Source organism: Maritimibacter sp. DP1N21-5 (assembly GCF_019218295.1).
Taxonomy (GTDB): Bacteria; Pseudomonadota; Alphaproteobacteria; order Rhodobacterales; family Rhodobacteraceae; genus Maritimibacter.
Genome location: NZ_JAHUZF010000006.1, coordinates 1,451,903 through 1,464,861, shown reverse-complemented (window position 1 = coordinate 1,464,861; position 12,959 = coordinate 1,451,903). Strand labels below are relative to the sequence as shown.

The following is a 12,959-nucleotide window of genomic DNA, read 5'->3' as shown; positions in this document are numbered from 1 at the left end:
GCACGAAAAGACGGCCTTGGGGCGGGCCGAAACCCGCCCCGGACCGGTCTTAGTACGGGCCTTCCATGCCCTCGAACCATTTCTCGATGAGCGTGTTGACGGTGCCGTCCTCTTTCAGGGCGGCGATGGCCGCATCGAGCGTGTCCTTGAGCTCGGTGTCGGATTCACGCACGCCAAGGCCGATGCCGTCACCAAGGACAACGTCCTCGCCCGCGAAGACGAGGTCGCCGCCCGATTCCGCGACGATCGGCTCGAGGAACGCCTTGTCGGCGAGAACCGCGTCGGCTTCGCCCGACTGGAGCGCCGCGATGGTCTCGTCGGGGGTGGCGAATTCGACCAGCGTCGCGCCTTCCATGGTGGCGATGTGGCCCGCCTGGATGGTGCCCGACTGGGCCGCGATCACGCCGGTGCCGTCGAAGGCGTCCGAGGTCGAGATGAAAGCCGAGGGATCGGCGGGGAAATAGGCCTGCGTGAAGTCGATGACCTCGTCACGCTCGGCGGTGATCGACATGCCGGCGATGATCACGTCGTAGTTCCCGGACACGAGGTTCGGGATGATCGAATCCCAGTCGTTGGTGACCCACTCGCAGGTGAGTTCCGCCTGCGCGCAGATCGCATCGCCCAGATCGCGCTCATAGCCCGCGACCTCGCCGTTGTCGTCTAGGTAGTTGTAGGGAGGGTAGGCGCCCTCGGTGCCCAGGCGCACCGTTTCCTGTGCCAGGGCAGCGCCCGACATGAGCGCCAGCGCGGCGGTCGAAAGGATCAGTTTCTTCATTTGGTTCTCCCGTGTTGGACCTTTGGCCCGTTGGTTTTGTTATGCCGGGACCGTCGCAGAAAGGAACTGCTTCAGTCGCTCGGACTTCGGACTGCCGAAGAGCGCCTCTGGCGGGCCCTCTTCTTCGATCTTTCCCTGGTGGAGAAAGACCACATGGTCGGCCACATCGGCCGCCATGCGCATATCGTGGGTGACGATGATCATGGTCCGGCCCTCCTGAGCCAGATCCTTGATCACGCGGACGACCTCCTGTTCGAGCTCGGGATCGAGCGCGGAGGTCGGTTCGTCGAACAGGAGCGCCTTGGGCTCCATGCAGAGCGCGCGGGCGATGGCGGCGCGCTGTTGCTGGCCGCCCGAGAGCTGGGCCGGATAGGCATCGGCCTTGTCGCCGATCCCGACCTTGTCCAGATAGCCGCGCGCGGCCGCTTCCACCTCGTCCCGCGGGCGGCCGAGAACGGTCAGCGGCGCCTCCATGACGTTTTGGAGAATGGTCATGTGGGACCAGAGGTTGAACTGCTGGAACACCATCGAGAGGTTGGTGCGGATGCGCGTGACCTGATGGCGGTCGGCGGGCCGGCGGGCAAGGCCTTGGCCCTGCCAGCGGATCGGTTCGCCCTCGAAGAGGATCTCGCCGGATTGGCTATCTTCGAGCAGGTTGCAGCAGCGCAAGAGCGTGGATTTCCCGGACCCGGAAGACCCGATCATGCTGATCGTGTGGCCACGCGGTGCCGCGAGGCTTACGCCCTTGAGCACTTCGAGGGACCCGAAGCTTTTGTGCAGGTCGCGGATTTCTATGACGGGCGGTTGGTCAGCTGTCACGGGATTTGATCAAGTTGCGTCTGGACCGAGTAACACGGAAAAGGCCGGCGGATGCAATGAAGAATTGCCTGACGCAAGGGCATGCGCCCTTTATTCAGGCAGGTGCCGGGTCGGACCTCAGCGCTGCGCCTTCTGCCGGGCGATGTTGGAATCGCGGTCCGAAACGCCGAGGAATTTCGCGATCATCCGCATCAGCGCGTCTTCCTCATCGGCGCGCTGGCCATCGGCCATGACGACCTCCCAGGCGGCATAGACGATGTCGCTGCGCTGGTCATAGGGCACGGCCGCCTTGATCGCCTCTGTGAACCGAACGGTGTCGGGGGCGTGGGTCTCCATCTCCTCGGCTTCCACGAGAAGCTCGCGGCTGTCTTCGTAGGACAGCCCATAACGGCCGGCGAGGATGTCGCGGATCGTTTCGGCCTCGCCGCTCTCATAGACTCCGTCGGACTTCGCGATCCGCACCAGAAGGGCGGCAAGCGCGAGCCGGGCGTCGGTATCGGGGAGTTCCTGCGGCTCGGAGCCGAAGAGGGAGTTGAGAATACGATCAAACATATGCGTTACCTAGGGTGTCTGCGCAGGCCGCGCCAGTCCGGCGCTTCACTGCTTCGTGAGGGTGTCAGGTCGTAAGGGGGGGCTAAGCGTCGTAGCCGGCGACGATCACGAGATCGCCCTCCGACACCGGATCCCGCAGCGCCTTGGCAGCCTGGTATTCCGGGCTGTCGTAGCAGGCGAGCGCCGCTTCGTAGCTGGGAAACTCGATGACGACATTGCGGGACCGGGACGTGCCTTCTTTCAGGACCGTCTCGCCGCCGCGCACGAGAAACCTTGCGCCGTATTGTGCGAAGGGCGCCGCGTTGGCCGCGATGTAGGTCTTGTAGACGTCGAGATCATGCACGTCGACGCGTGCGATCCAGTATCCCTTCGGCATGTCATCCTCCCAATTCTGCGAATTTCGCGGCGAGCCGTGCCGCCTCCTGGTCAAGCCCCCAGGGCGGGTTCACGAAGACCATACCCGAACCGACCATCCCATGTCCCGCGCGGTGCGGCGGAAAGCGAACTTCGCTTTTCAGTGCATCGGGGAACGTCTTGGTCAGGGTGCCGACCATGTTGCGATGGCGACCGTCCGCGAGGATCGGATACCACAGGGAGAGGATGCCCACGGGCCATTTCCGGGCGATCCGGTCCAGAGCGCGGGGCACGGTGTCGTAGTCGGTCTTCATCTCCCAGGAGGGGTCGATCAGCAACACGCCCCGGCGTGGGTCGGGCGGGGTCACGGCGAGGGCAAGCTCCAGCCCATCGCGGTTCTCAAGCCGAATGCCGCGCCCTTTCATCACCTCGTTCAGCGCCGCAAATTCTTGCGGATGCAGCTCCGCCAGCATCAGGCTGTCCATGTCCCGCAAAAGCAAGGCGGCCAGCATGGGCGAACCGGGGTAGGCCGCTGGCCCATGTTCTGCCACCACAAGGTCGCGCACCCGCGCATAGGGGTGATCCGCCCCGAACCAGTCGGCCACGCGCCCGATGCCCGCCGCCGCTTCGCCGGTCTTCACTGCCTCCGGCGCGTCGAGCCGATAGAGCCCGCGCCCGGCGTGGGTCTCGATATACGTGAGCGGCTTGTCCTTCTGGGTCAGGTAGTCCAGCACCCAGGCCATCAGCCCGTGCTTGTGCACGTCCGCAAGGTTGCCTGCGTGGAAAATGTGCTGATAGGACAGCACCTTAGACGAGCCGCTCCTGTTCGATCGCGGCGCGCACGAAATCCGCGAAGAGTGGTGAGGGCGCGAAGGGCTTGGACTTCAGTTCGGGGTGATACTGCACGCCGATGAACCACGGGTGGTCCTTCCATTCGACGATCTCGGGCAGGCGTCCATCTGGCGACATGCCGGAAAAGACGAGACCCTTCGACTCCAGTTCCTCGCGGTACTTGATGTCCACTTCGTAGCGGTGGCGGTGGCGTTCCTCGATCGTCGTGCTGCCATAGACCTCGGCAACCTTCGACCCCTCGGCGAGGGTCGCGGTATAGGCGCCAAGGCGCATGGTGCCGCCCTTGTCATCCGAGACCTTGCGCTTGACGGTATAGTTGCCCTGCACCCATTCCTTCAGGTGATAGACCACCGGCGTGAACCGCTTTTTGCCGGACTCGTGATCGAATTCCTCGGACCCCGCGTTCGCGATCCCGGCCACGTTGCGGGCCGCCTCGATCACCGCCATCTGCATCCCGAGACAGATCCCGAGGTAGGGCACCTTGTGTTCACGCGCGAATTGCGCGGCGCGGATCTTGCCCTCGGTGCCACGTTCGCCAAAGCCGCCGGGCACGAGAATGGCGTGGAAGCCTTCGAGATGCGGGGCGGGATCCTCTTTCTCGAAGATCTCGGCATCGACCCATTCGGTCGTGACCTTCACCCGGTTGGCCATGCCGCCGTGGGTGAGCGCCTCCTTGATCGACTTGTAGGCGTCTTCGAGCTGCACGTATTTGCCGACGATGGCGACCTTGACCTCGCCTTCGGCGTTGTGAATGCGGTCTTCCACGTCTTCCCAGCGGGTCAGGTCGGGGCGCGGCGCAGGGCTGATCTGGAAAGCGTCGAGCACGGCCTGATCGAGACCGGCCTTGTGAAAGCTCATCGGGGCTTCATAGATCGACTTGAGGTCATAGGCGGGAATCACGCTGTCGGGGCGCACGTTGCAGAAGAGCGCGATCTTGCCGCGTTCCTTCTCGGGGATCGGATGCTCGGCACGGCAGACGAGCACATCGGGCGCGATGCCGATAGAGCGCAGTTCCTTGACAGAGTGCTGGGTGGGCTTCGTCTTCAGTTCGCCCGAGGCCGCGAGATAGGGGAGCAGCGTCAGGTGCATGAAGATGCATTGGCCACGGGGGCGCTCCTGCGCGAACTGGCGGATCGCCTCAAAAAAGGGCAGCGCCTCGATGTCGCCGACGGTGCCGCCGATCTCGCAGAGCATGAAGTCGACCTCGTCGTCGCCTATGGCGATGAAGTCCTTGATTTCGTTGGTCACGTGGGGAATGACCTGAATCGTCTTGCCCAGATAGTCGCCCCGACGTTCCTTCTCGAGCACGTTGGTATAGATCCGGCCCGAGGACACCGAGTCCGTCGCCCGTGCAGCAACGCCTGTGAACCGTTCGTAATGGCCGAGGTCGAGGTCGGTTTCCGCGCCGTCGTCGGTCACGAAGACCTCGCCATGCTCGAAGGGCGACATGGTGCCGGGGTCGACGTTGAGATAGGGGTCGAGTTTGCGCATCCGCACCGTGAAGCCCCGCGCCTGCAAGAGCGCGCCGAGCGCGGCGGAGGTCAGGCCCTTGCCGAGCGAAGAAACCACACCGCCGGTGATGAAGATGTATCGTGCCATATATGGGCTACCCCGTGATTATTGCGGTCGTTTCCGACCCGGTCTTTTGGACGAATGCACCAAGGGCCAGAGGCCGCAAAAAGCGCTCATCACGGGATTCAAGGTATAACCGATTCCCGCGTTGTTGGCAAGATTGCCGCTAGATGATGTGGCGAGATTTATCGCCCCATCAAGGGATTGTAGGTGACGGGTTATCTGCCGGCGGGCCGCGATCAGCCCCCGCGACGTTATTCGGCGCGCGGCGGTGCGGCGGGCGCGTCGGACGGTGCCTCGGCGGGTGCCGTGTCCTGCGTGGGCATCATGTCGGAGACATCGGGAAGGCCCGGTGCCGCCGGTTCCGCCGGCTCGTCCGCGCCGGGCGCCACGATCAGGTCGGTGACCGAGGTGTCCTGCGAGTTCTGTGCCGAGATGATGGTCAGCGCCATCGAACAGGCCAGAAACGCGATCCCCAGAACCCAGGTCAGCTTCGACAGCGCCGTCGCGGCACCGCGCGCCGACATGACGCCGCCACCGCCACCACCACCCATGCCAAGCCCGCCGCCTTCGGAACGTTGCAGGAGCACGACGCCGATGAGGGCGAGCGCGAGCAGGAGAAGGACGACGAGAAGGACGTTTTCCATGAGACTTCCGGTAGGGCCTTGGTCAGGGGACAGGTCGGTGTTTCGATGGGGCTATCTAGGGGGAACGGCACCTGCCCGCAACCCCAAAGCGGGAAATGCGCGGGGCCTGCGCCTCTGTCTGGGCCGGTCGGCGGTGACGCGCCGCAAAGGAGGGAGGGCCTTAACGGGCCGTTCACGGGCAGGATCTAGACAAGTTGCGCGAGGTGCCCAGGTCGCTCACGTCAAGGGCCTGCGAGATACTTGGTTGTGACAGAGGTAAACAGGATTAATCTGGGTCGAATGGAGCAGAAGGAACTTTCGGTGGCGGGAACCGCAACATCGCGCGCGACCTGGCGGGTCATCGCTTGGGCGGCCGCCATGGCCTGGGCCACCGTGATCCTCCTTGCCTGCATGCGGTATCTGGGCGGTCTCGCGATCCCGGTCCTCTGGATTCTCGCACCGCTCTGGCTACCCACGGTGATCGGGCTTTTCGTGGCGGCCGTCCTCGCCGTCTGGCCGGTGCGCGACCGGGTGGCCCGCGACTGATCCTTCGCCCGCCACCGGGGCAGCCTCTTTCCCACGCCGCGCCTTTCGCCTTTCGCCCGTCGACGGGCTTCGCTATACGGGCGCGGGTTTTTCCAGCATGGAGAGCGAAATGGCCAACGTTGTCGTCGTAGGCGCCCAGTGGGGCGACGAAGGAAAAGGCAAGATCGTCGATTGGCTCAGCGAACGCGCTGACGTGATCTGCCGGTTCCAGGGCGGACACAACGCGGGCCATACGCTCGTGATCGACGGCAAGGTTTTCAAGCTGCACGCGCTGCCCTCGGGCGTGGTGCGCGGCGGGAAGCTGTCGGTGATCGGCAACGGGGTCGTGCTCGACCCCTGGCATCTGCTCAAGGAAATCGAAACGATCCGGGGGCAGGGCGTCGAAATCACGCCCGAGACGCTCATGATCGCGGAAAACACGCCGCTTATCCTGCCGTTCCATGGCGAACTCGATCGCGCCCGCGAAGAAGCCGCCTCCAAAGGCACCAAGATCGGCACCACCGGGCGCGGCATCGGCCCCGCCTACGAGGACAAGGTGGGGCGCCGCGTGATCCGTGTCGCAGACCTTGCCGATCATGCCACGCTCGAGGCCCGGGTGGACCGCGCGCTTCAGCACCATGATCCGCTCCGCAAGGGGCTGGGCATCGAGCCGGTCAATCGCGACGAACTGCTTGCGCTCCTCAAGGACATCGCGCCCAAGATCCTCGAATACGCGGCCCCGGTGTGGAAGGTGCTCGCCGAGAAACGCAAGGCCGGCAAGCGCATCCTCTTCGAGGGGGCGCAGGGCGCGCTCCTCGACATCGACTTCGGCACCTATCCTTTCGTGACCTCCTCCAACGTGATCGCGGGACAGGCCGCCACGGGTGTGGGCATGGGGCCGGGGTCGATCAATTACGTGCTTGGTATCGTCAAGGCCTATACCACCCGCGTGGGCGAAGGCCCGTTCCCGACCGAACTCTTCGACGCCGATGGCGACCGCTTGGGCGAACGCGGCCACGAGTTCGGCACCACCACGGGGCGCAAGCGCCGCTGCGGCTGGTTCGACGCGGCCCTCGTGCGCCAGACCTGCGCGACCTCGGGCATCAACGGTATCTGCCTGACCAAACTCGACGTGCTCGACGGATTCGAGACGCTGAAGATCTGCGTGGGTTATGACCTAGACGGCAAACGCCTCGACTACCTGCCGACCGCCGCCGACGAACAGGCGCGCTGCACGCCGATCTATGAGGAACTCGACGGCTGGAGTGAGTCGACCGAGGGCGCGCGTTCCTGGGCCGAGCTTCCCGCGCAGGCGATCAAATACGTGCGCCGTGTCGAAGAGTTGATCGAATGTCCGGTGGCGCTTCTGTCGACCTCGCCGGAACGGGAGGATACCATCCTCGTCACCGACCCTTTCGCGGACTGATCTCATGGCCCTTTCGATGAAAGCCAAGAAACGCTGGTCCCTCGTGGTGCTCCTGATCGGATTGCCGCTCTGGATCATCGTGGCGGTCAACATCGTCGCGCTTTTCGACCGCCCGCCGATCTGGCTTGAGTTCCTGATTTTTGTGGGGCTGGGCGTGGTCTGGATCCTGCCTTTCAAGAAGCTCTTCACCGGCATCGGCGCGATGCCGCCTGACGACGAGCGCTGACGACACCGGCGCGCCGGTGGTCGTGAACAAAAAAAGGCGGCGGGTGGAAACACCGGCCGCCTTTCGATTTCGCGGGCGCGGGGCCCGATCACGCGCCGATCACGCGCCGATCACTCGAAGTAGATCGAGTCCTCGGAGAGGACGAACTGCGCCCGCTCGACCTTGACGATGTTGCCGGCCTTCACGAGACCGGTGAAGGCCGCGAGGGCCTCTTCGCGGCTGGCATCCGGGAATGCCGCCATGGTGAGGGTCAGGATCTGGGTCCGGGTCGCGCGGGGGCGCCCGACTTCCTGCGTCACGAAGGCGACCGAGGCTTCCAGTGCGTCCTCGACGCTTTCGATCCCGAGATCGGCGGCATAGGCCCGAAAGCCCGAGGTCATCTGGTCGGAGGCGGCTTCGCCCTCTTCCTCGGTCTGCGGCACCTCGGCGGGCTGGGCGTTTCCAACCGCCACACGGCGCGGGCGAACGGGGGTCACCGGGCGAACCGGTTTGACCGGGTCAAGGGTCGTGACGTCCTCGTCGATGCGCTGTTCGGACACCAGAACGAGCGGTGCCAGGCGGCGCTTCGGGGTGTCGCCCGACGCGGCCGGACGACGCGGGCGCACCACGCGGGCCAGGTCTTCGCGATAATCCTCATTTTCTTTCGCCTTGATCTGCGAGGCGTCGGCCGAGTCGAGCGCGTCGCTCACCACGTCGCGGTCGGCGCGCTTGGCCTGCACCGCAGCCTTGAGGTGCTGGATCGCCGAGCGGCGACGAGAGCTTTCCCCGGAGGCGAGATGCGTGTTGGTCTTCTCCAGGATCCTGTCGATGGCGCGGTCGGTTTCGCTCAGGTCCACATCGTCGAAGGCGTTGAACTGCGGCTTCTTCGCACCGCGGATATGGTCCTCCGGCTCTTCCTCCGGTTCGACGTCGAGAGGACCCGCCCCATGCGAGCGCGCGGTGAGGACGAGCGTGTCCCCCTCGTCGTCATCCTCCAACGACCTCGGATCGGTATCACCGTAAAGGTCTTCGTCGTCGGAGAAGCCGAGATCAACATCGTCGTCGTCCTCGTCATAACCGGTGGCGTCATCGTCCGAGCGCGCAATATCGGCGGCGAGATCGCCCCGCGCCAGCGCTTCGCGCGAATCCCGTTCGACTTCGGCAAGCTCGGCGATGAGCGAGGCTTCGGCCTCGGGTTCGAGGGTCGATTCGCCCGGGACCGAGAAGTCGCCTTCCGCGTCCGGTTCTTCGTCCGGCACTTCGACGTTCGACACCGGACGGCGCACGCGAACGACGCGGGCGATGTGCCTGCGCTCGGCGGGAGGCTCCGAGGCTTCGGGCTCCTCCGCGTCGTCGGACACGATCCCCGCGGCCTCGTCCGCGTCCTCGTCCGCTTCGACATCGTCTTCGTCTGCCTCACGGAATGAACCGAGAAGTGCGGCGACGGTATCGTCATCGTCCTCTCCATATTCGTCGTCGTCGATGTCGTCCGAGGTGTCTTGCGCCGTCAGCTCTGCGCTTTCCGCAATGGGGGCGTCCACGGGCGGCAGGTCGTCTGTAGGCACATCGGCCTCGCTCTCCGCGAGCGCGGCGAGGATCGCGCTGTCGGTGTCGTCCTCTTCGTCGTCTTCCGCGTGGTCATCTTCGGCCACGGTCGTTGCGGCGGGCGTTTCCTCCGGGAGGACTTCATCTTCGGCTTCCGCTTCGATCGCCTCGGCGAAGATGCCCGCGTAGTCGTCAGACAGGGCGCTATCCCCGACCTCGCCAGCGAAGTAATCGTCGGCGTGCTGGTCTTCCAGGTATTCGTCGTCCTGCGACAGCTCCATGCCCGCGACCGGAGCGGCAGGCGCGACAGATGTGGACGGCTTGCGGGTGTTGTCGACCACGGCACGGATGCGGCGGACCTTGTCGGAGACCGAGGCGAGCTCACGCGGGCCTTCCTGGGAGGCGGCGGCTTCCGCTTCGCGCCGGGCTCGGCTTTCTGCTTCGGCCTCGGCTTGACGTCGCGCGGAATCCGCTTCGGCCTCGGCCCGGCGGCGTGCGGCCACTTCTTCTTCTGCGATCCTGCGCGCTTCGTCTTCGGCTGCGGCAAGCTCTTCCTGTCGTGCAGCTTCGCGCACTTCTTCGGCAGCGCGTGCTTCTGCCGCAATACGGTCTTCCTCGGCGCGGCGTGCGTCTTCGGCTTCGCGTGCGGCGGTTACGCGCGCGGCTTCTTCCTGCATCAGGCGTTCGGCTTCCGCATCCGCGTCGTTTTGCGCGGCATCATCCGTGGCGGGCGTGTCGGAAGAAACGGTGTCCTCATCCCGATCGGACTGGGCCGAAAGGCGGGGCAGGGTCACGCCGACATCGTCCATGTCGTCGTCGGTCTGCCGCAGGACCACGCCATGTTCGCTCACACGGGCTTCGACGCGCTTGTGGATCTCGCGCTCCGCGATGCGGTGCAACATCTCTGCATCCGGCGTCGGAGGCTCCGCGCCGAAGTAACGGTCATCCGACGCGAGGTCCCGAAAATACTCCGCAATCGACTTCATCGTCGAAAACGGGTCATCGAACCCTTCCAGCGTGCAGCTGAACGTACCATAAGATACAGTGAGGATCCTGCTCGAACTCACCATGTCTGACTCGCTTTCTCCCCCGATCCAGCAACAATGGGTTTACCATGTGGTCCACGGATAAATTGCACAAAACCGCGATAAACGCGGTATTTTTTCAGGGCTGGAATGTGACGGGTTTCCATTCTGGATACAATCACACGCATGAATCCTGAGATTTCACCTTTTCTGGAGAAAGTGACGCTTCTGGGCGGAGGCGACCATAGCGAGGCAACCGTTTCGAGATTATTGACGCTCGCGCCGAATCTCGTGGTCTGCGACGGGGCCGCCGCCCAGGCACTGGCGCTGGGCCATGTGCCGGGTCTTGTCGTGGGGGATATGGACAGTCTCGATGCCGCGACGCGGGCGGCGCTCGATCCGGCGACGGTCGTCGAGATTGGCGAACAGGACACGACCGACTTCGACAAGGCGCTCAGGTCGATCGACGCGCCGATGGTGCTGGGGGCGGGGTTCATGGGGCAGCGCCTTGATCACGAACTGGCTTGTTACAACGCCCTCGTCCGTCGGCCCGAGGCGCGCTGTATCCTCGTGGGCGAGCACGACATCTGTTTCCATTGCCCGCCGGAGATCACGCTGGAGCTCACGCCGGGCGACCGGGTGTCGCTTTTTCCGCTGCGCGAGGTCGCGGTAAGTATTGCGGGTCTGGTCTGGTCCTTCGAGCGGATCGTCTTTGCGCCGGACGGACGGGTGGGCACCTCGAACGCGGCGGCGGAGCGGCGCGTGACGATCCGGCCCGAAAGTCACGGGCTTCTCGTCATCCTGCCCGCGGCCCTCCTGGAGGCGGCCATCGCGGGGCTGGAGGCCGCGCCACCTGCGCCGAAGCTCACTCCGGACGGGTGATCACGAAGGCCGCGGCCCCGGTCAGACAGACCGCCTGCAGCACGAGGACCCAAGAGGGCGCTCCAAAGACGAGCGACAGCACGAAGACCGCGATCATGGTCAGAACGGCGAGCCGCTTGGCACGGGGCGCGATCGCGCCGCGATCTTCCCAGTCGAGGATGGCGGGACCGAAGGCACGATGGCCGATCAGCCACGCCCGGGCGCGGGGTGAGGACCTGCCGAAGGCAAAGGCCGCGAGGATGAGGAACACCGTCGTCGGGAGGCCCGGCAGGACCACCCCGATCAAACCGAGCGCGACCGCGCCCCAGCCAAGGACCAACCAACCGAACCGCGCCATGAGCCGTGCCTAGACGATGCGCCTTTCCAGTTCGTAAGCGTTTTCCACGTGCCAGAAGGCCCGTGCCTCGGGGCCGATCCGTTCCAGAACCCGGTCGAAATCGACCTGACGCACATGCCGCCGCAGGGCGCGGGCGACAAGGGAAATCGGCGCGGGCGGGGTGAGATTGTGATCGACGCGTACAAGCCGCGCCTCTTCCTCGAGCGCGGCGCGATCGGTCCACGGTTTCGCCGGCGCGGCGGTCCAGCCCTGAAGAAAGAGGGCACGCAGCACCGCGGGGAGCGGCTGGCAGAAGGCCGCGACCTCCTCAGGCGACAGGCGATCGCGAAAGGTCCAGAGAACGCCCTGCACGGCGGTATAGGTTGAATTGTCCGAAGCGAAGGCGAATTCCTCTTTCGCGTCGGAAAGGAACGCCTGCCAGTCCTTCGTGGCGTGGCGATATGACCATGGCATCGGCATGTCGCTAAGGTAGGCCTGCGCCGAACCCTGTGCAACGACCGCCCTGCATAAAGGCTCGCAGGTCGGCGGGGATTTCCTTATAACGCGCGGGACAGCCTGTTTCGGAGCGCGCCATGACCAATCTCTCGCCCATCGACACCGCCAAGTTCGTCGCCGCCAAGCGCGCTGTCGAATTCGTGGAGGATGGCATGCGCGTCGGGCTCGGGACGGGGTCCACGGCGGCCTGGATGGTGCGCTGTCTGGGCGAAAGGGTGCGCGAGGAGGGGCTGCGGGTTTCCGGCGTGCCCACCTCGACACGCACGGCCGAGTTGGCCCGGCAGGTCGGGATCAAGGTCGTCTCGCTCGACGAGGCGCGCTGGCTCGACCTGACGATCGACGGGGCGGATGAATTCGACGAGGACCTGAACCTGATAAAGGGCGGCGGCGGCGCGCTGCTTCAGGAAAAGATCGTGGCGACGGCGTCGGACATGATGGTCGTGATCACGGATCCCTCGAAAAAGGTCGACGCGTTGGGCGGGTTCCCCCTGCCGGTCGAGGTCGTGCCCTTCGGTTGGCAGACCTCGAAGGCGCTCATCGAGGAAACCCTGTCGTCCATGGAGGTTCTGGGCCAGACCGGAACGCTCCGGATGAATGCCGAGGCGCCTTTCGTGACGGACGAGGGCAACCACATCGTGGACCTGCACCTGCAGCGGATATCGAACCCGCGCCAGCTGTCGCTGGTCCTGAACCAGATCCCCGGCGTGGTCGAGAATGGGCTTTTCATCGACATCTGCGACAAGGTCGTGATCGGGCATCAGGACGGCAAGGTCGAGGTCATGGACATCAACGAGGGCACGCTCGAGGAGGGGCTCGTCGAGTTCGCCGAGGCGGACAACCTGTTCGCCGACATTTGAGCGCGGCGCGAGGTTTCGGATGTCGCTGGCGCGACATCCGACCGCGGGGGGGCTCTGCCCCCGCACCCCCGAGGTATTTACGAAGCAGTGAAGGAGCGGGCGTGCTTGTGCG

General features: G+C 65.0%; 15 protein-coding genes. 5 read left to right on the top strand and 10 right to left on the bottom strand.

The window, feature by feature from the left end:
- Positions 1–49: 49 nt before the first annotated feature.
- The 7 genes from KJP29_RS14895 to secG all read right to left on the bottom strand — a co-directional run bounded on the left by KJP29_RS14895 (position 50) and on the right by secG (position 5,571).
- Positions 50–775 (bottom strand): transporter substrate-binding domain-containing protein, encoded by a 726-nt coding sequence (locus KJP29_RS14895; protein ID WP_218464318.1) that lies wholly within the window; start codon positions 773–775, stop codon positions 50–52.
- A 39-nt stretch (positions 776–814) separates the two neighbouring features.
- Positions 815–1,594, bottom strand: a complete 780-nt coding sequence (locus tag KJP29_RS14890; RefSeq protein WP_218464317.1) for an amino acid ABC transporter ATP-binding protein — start codon at positions 1,592–1,594, stop codon at positions 815–817.
- A 117-nt stretch (positions 1,595–1,711) separates the two neighbouring features.
- Positions 1,712–2,146: a TerB family tellurite resistance protein gene (locus KJP29_RS14885; RefSeq protein ID WP_218464316.1), complete on the bottom strand. Its 435-nt coding sequence runs from the start codon at positions 2,144–2,146 to the stop codon at positions 1,712–1,714.
- An 82-nt stretch (positions 2,147–2,228) separates the two neighbouring features.
- Positions 2,229–2,522, bottom strand: coding sequence for a DUF1330 domain-containing protein (locus KJP29_RS14880; RefSeq protein WP_218464315.1), 294 nt, complete (start codon positions 2,520–2,522; stop codon positions 2,229–2,231).
- A gap of 1 nt (position 2,523) precedes the next feature.
- Complete coding sequence (locus KJP29_RS14875) at positions 2,524–3,306, bottom strand: 23S rRNA (adenine(2030)-N(6))-methyltransferase RlmJ (protein ID WP_218464314.1); 783 nt, start codon at positions 3,304–3,306, stop codon at positions 2,524–2,526.
- Position 3,307: 1 nt separating this feature from the next.
- A complete protein-coding gene (locus KJP29_RS14870) occupies positions 3,308–4,951 on the bottom strand; it encodes a CTP synthase (RefSeq protein WP_218464313.1) in 1,644 nt (547 codons plus the stop codon).
- A 227-nt stretch (positions 4,952–5,178) separates the two neighbouring features.
- Positions 5,179–5,571 (bottom strand): preprotein translocase subunit SecG, encoded by a 393-nt coding sequence (secG, locus tag KJP29_RS14865; protein ID WP_218464312.1) that lies wholly within the window; start codon positions 5,569–5,571, stop codon positions 5,179–5,181.
- Between the two features lie 300 nt (positions 5,572–5,871).
- On the opposite strand from secG, the gene KJP29_RS14860 reads away from it, so the two are divergent.
- From KJP29_RS14860 to KJP29_RS14850, 3 genes are all read left to right on the top strand, one after another.
- Positions 5,872–6,096 carry a hypothetical protein gene (locus tag KJP29_RS14860; RefSeq protein ID WP_218464311.1) on the top strand — a complete coding sequence of 75 codons (225 nt, stop codon included), beginning with the start codon at positions 5,872–5,874 and terminating at the stop codon, positions 6,094–6,096.
- 109 nt (positions 6,097–6,205) lie between these two features.
- On the top strand, positions 6,206–7,501 hold the full coding sequence (locus tag KJP29_RS14855; RefSeq protein ID WP_218464310.1) for an adenylosuccinate synthase: 1,296 nt from the start codon (positions 6,206–6,208) through the stop codon (positions 7,499–7,501).
- A 4-nt stretch (positions 7,502–7,505) separates the two neighbouring features.
- Positions 7,506–7,727, top strand: a complete 222-nt coding sequence (locus KJP29_RS14850) for a DUF2842 domain-containing protein (RefSeq protein WP_218464309.1) — start codon at positions 7,506–7,508, stop codon at positions 7,725–7,727.
- A 110-nt stretch (positions 7,728–7,837) separates the two neighbouring features.
- Here KJP29_RS14850 and KJP29_RS14845 read toward each other — a convergent pair whose 3' ends face one another.
- The gene (locus KJP29_RS14845) at positions 7,838–10,321 is read right to left on the bottom strand and encodes a hypothetical protein (protein ID WP_218464308.1); all 2,484 of its coding nucleotides are present in this window, start codon (positions 10,319–10,321) and stop codon (positions 7,838–7,840) included.
- A 141-nt stretch (positions 10,322–10,462) separates the two neighbouring features.
- Here KJP29_RS14845 and KJP29_RS14840 point away from each other — a divergent pair, with 141 nt between their 5' ends.
- Positions 10,463–11,158 carry a thiamine diphosphokinase gene (locus tag KJP29_RS14840; RefSeq protein ID WP_218464307.1) on the top strand — a complete coding sequence of 232 codons (696 nt, stop codon included), beginning with the start codon at positions 10,463–10,465 and terminating at the stop codon, positions 11,156–11,158.
- Here the strand turns inward: KJP29_RS14840 and KJP29_RS14835 are convergent.
- Together KJP29_RS14835 and KJP29_RS14830 are read right to left on the bottom strand one after the other, a co-directional pair.
- Entirely contained in the window at positions 11,142–11,495 is a 354-nt protein-coding gene (locus KJP29_RS14835) for a YbaN family protein (protein ID WP_218464306.1), read from the bottom strand. The two genes, KJP29_RS14840 and KJP29_RS14835, sit on opposite strands and share 17 nt — an antisense overlap.
- A 9-nt stretch (positions 11,496–11,504) precedes the next feature.
- Positions 11,505–11,948, bottom strand: a complete 444-nt coding sequence (locus tag KJP29_RS14830) for a DUF2267 domain-containing protein (RefSeq protein WP_255553626.1) — start codon at positions 11,946–11,948, stop codon at positions 11,505–11,507.
- Between the two features lie 119 nt (positions 11,949–12,067).
- On the opposite strand from KJP29_RS14830, the gene rpiA reads away from it, so the two are divergent.
- The gene (gene rpiA / locus KJP29_RS14825; RefSeq protein ID WP_218464304.1) at positions 12,068–12,847 is read left to right on the top strand and encodes a ribose-5-phosphate isomerase RpiA; all 780 of its coding nucleotides are present in this window, start codon (positions 12,068–12,070) and stop codon (positions 12,845–12,847) included.
- Positions 12,848–12,959: the final 112 nt, after the last annotated feature.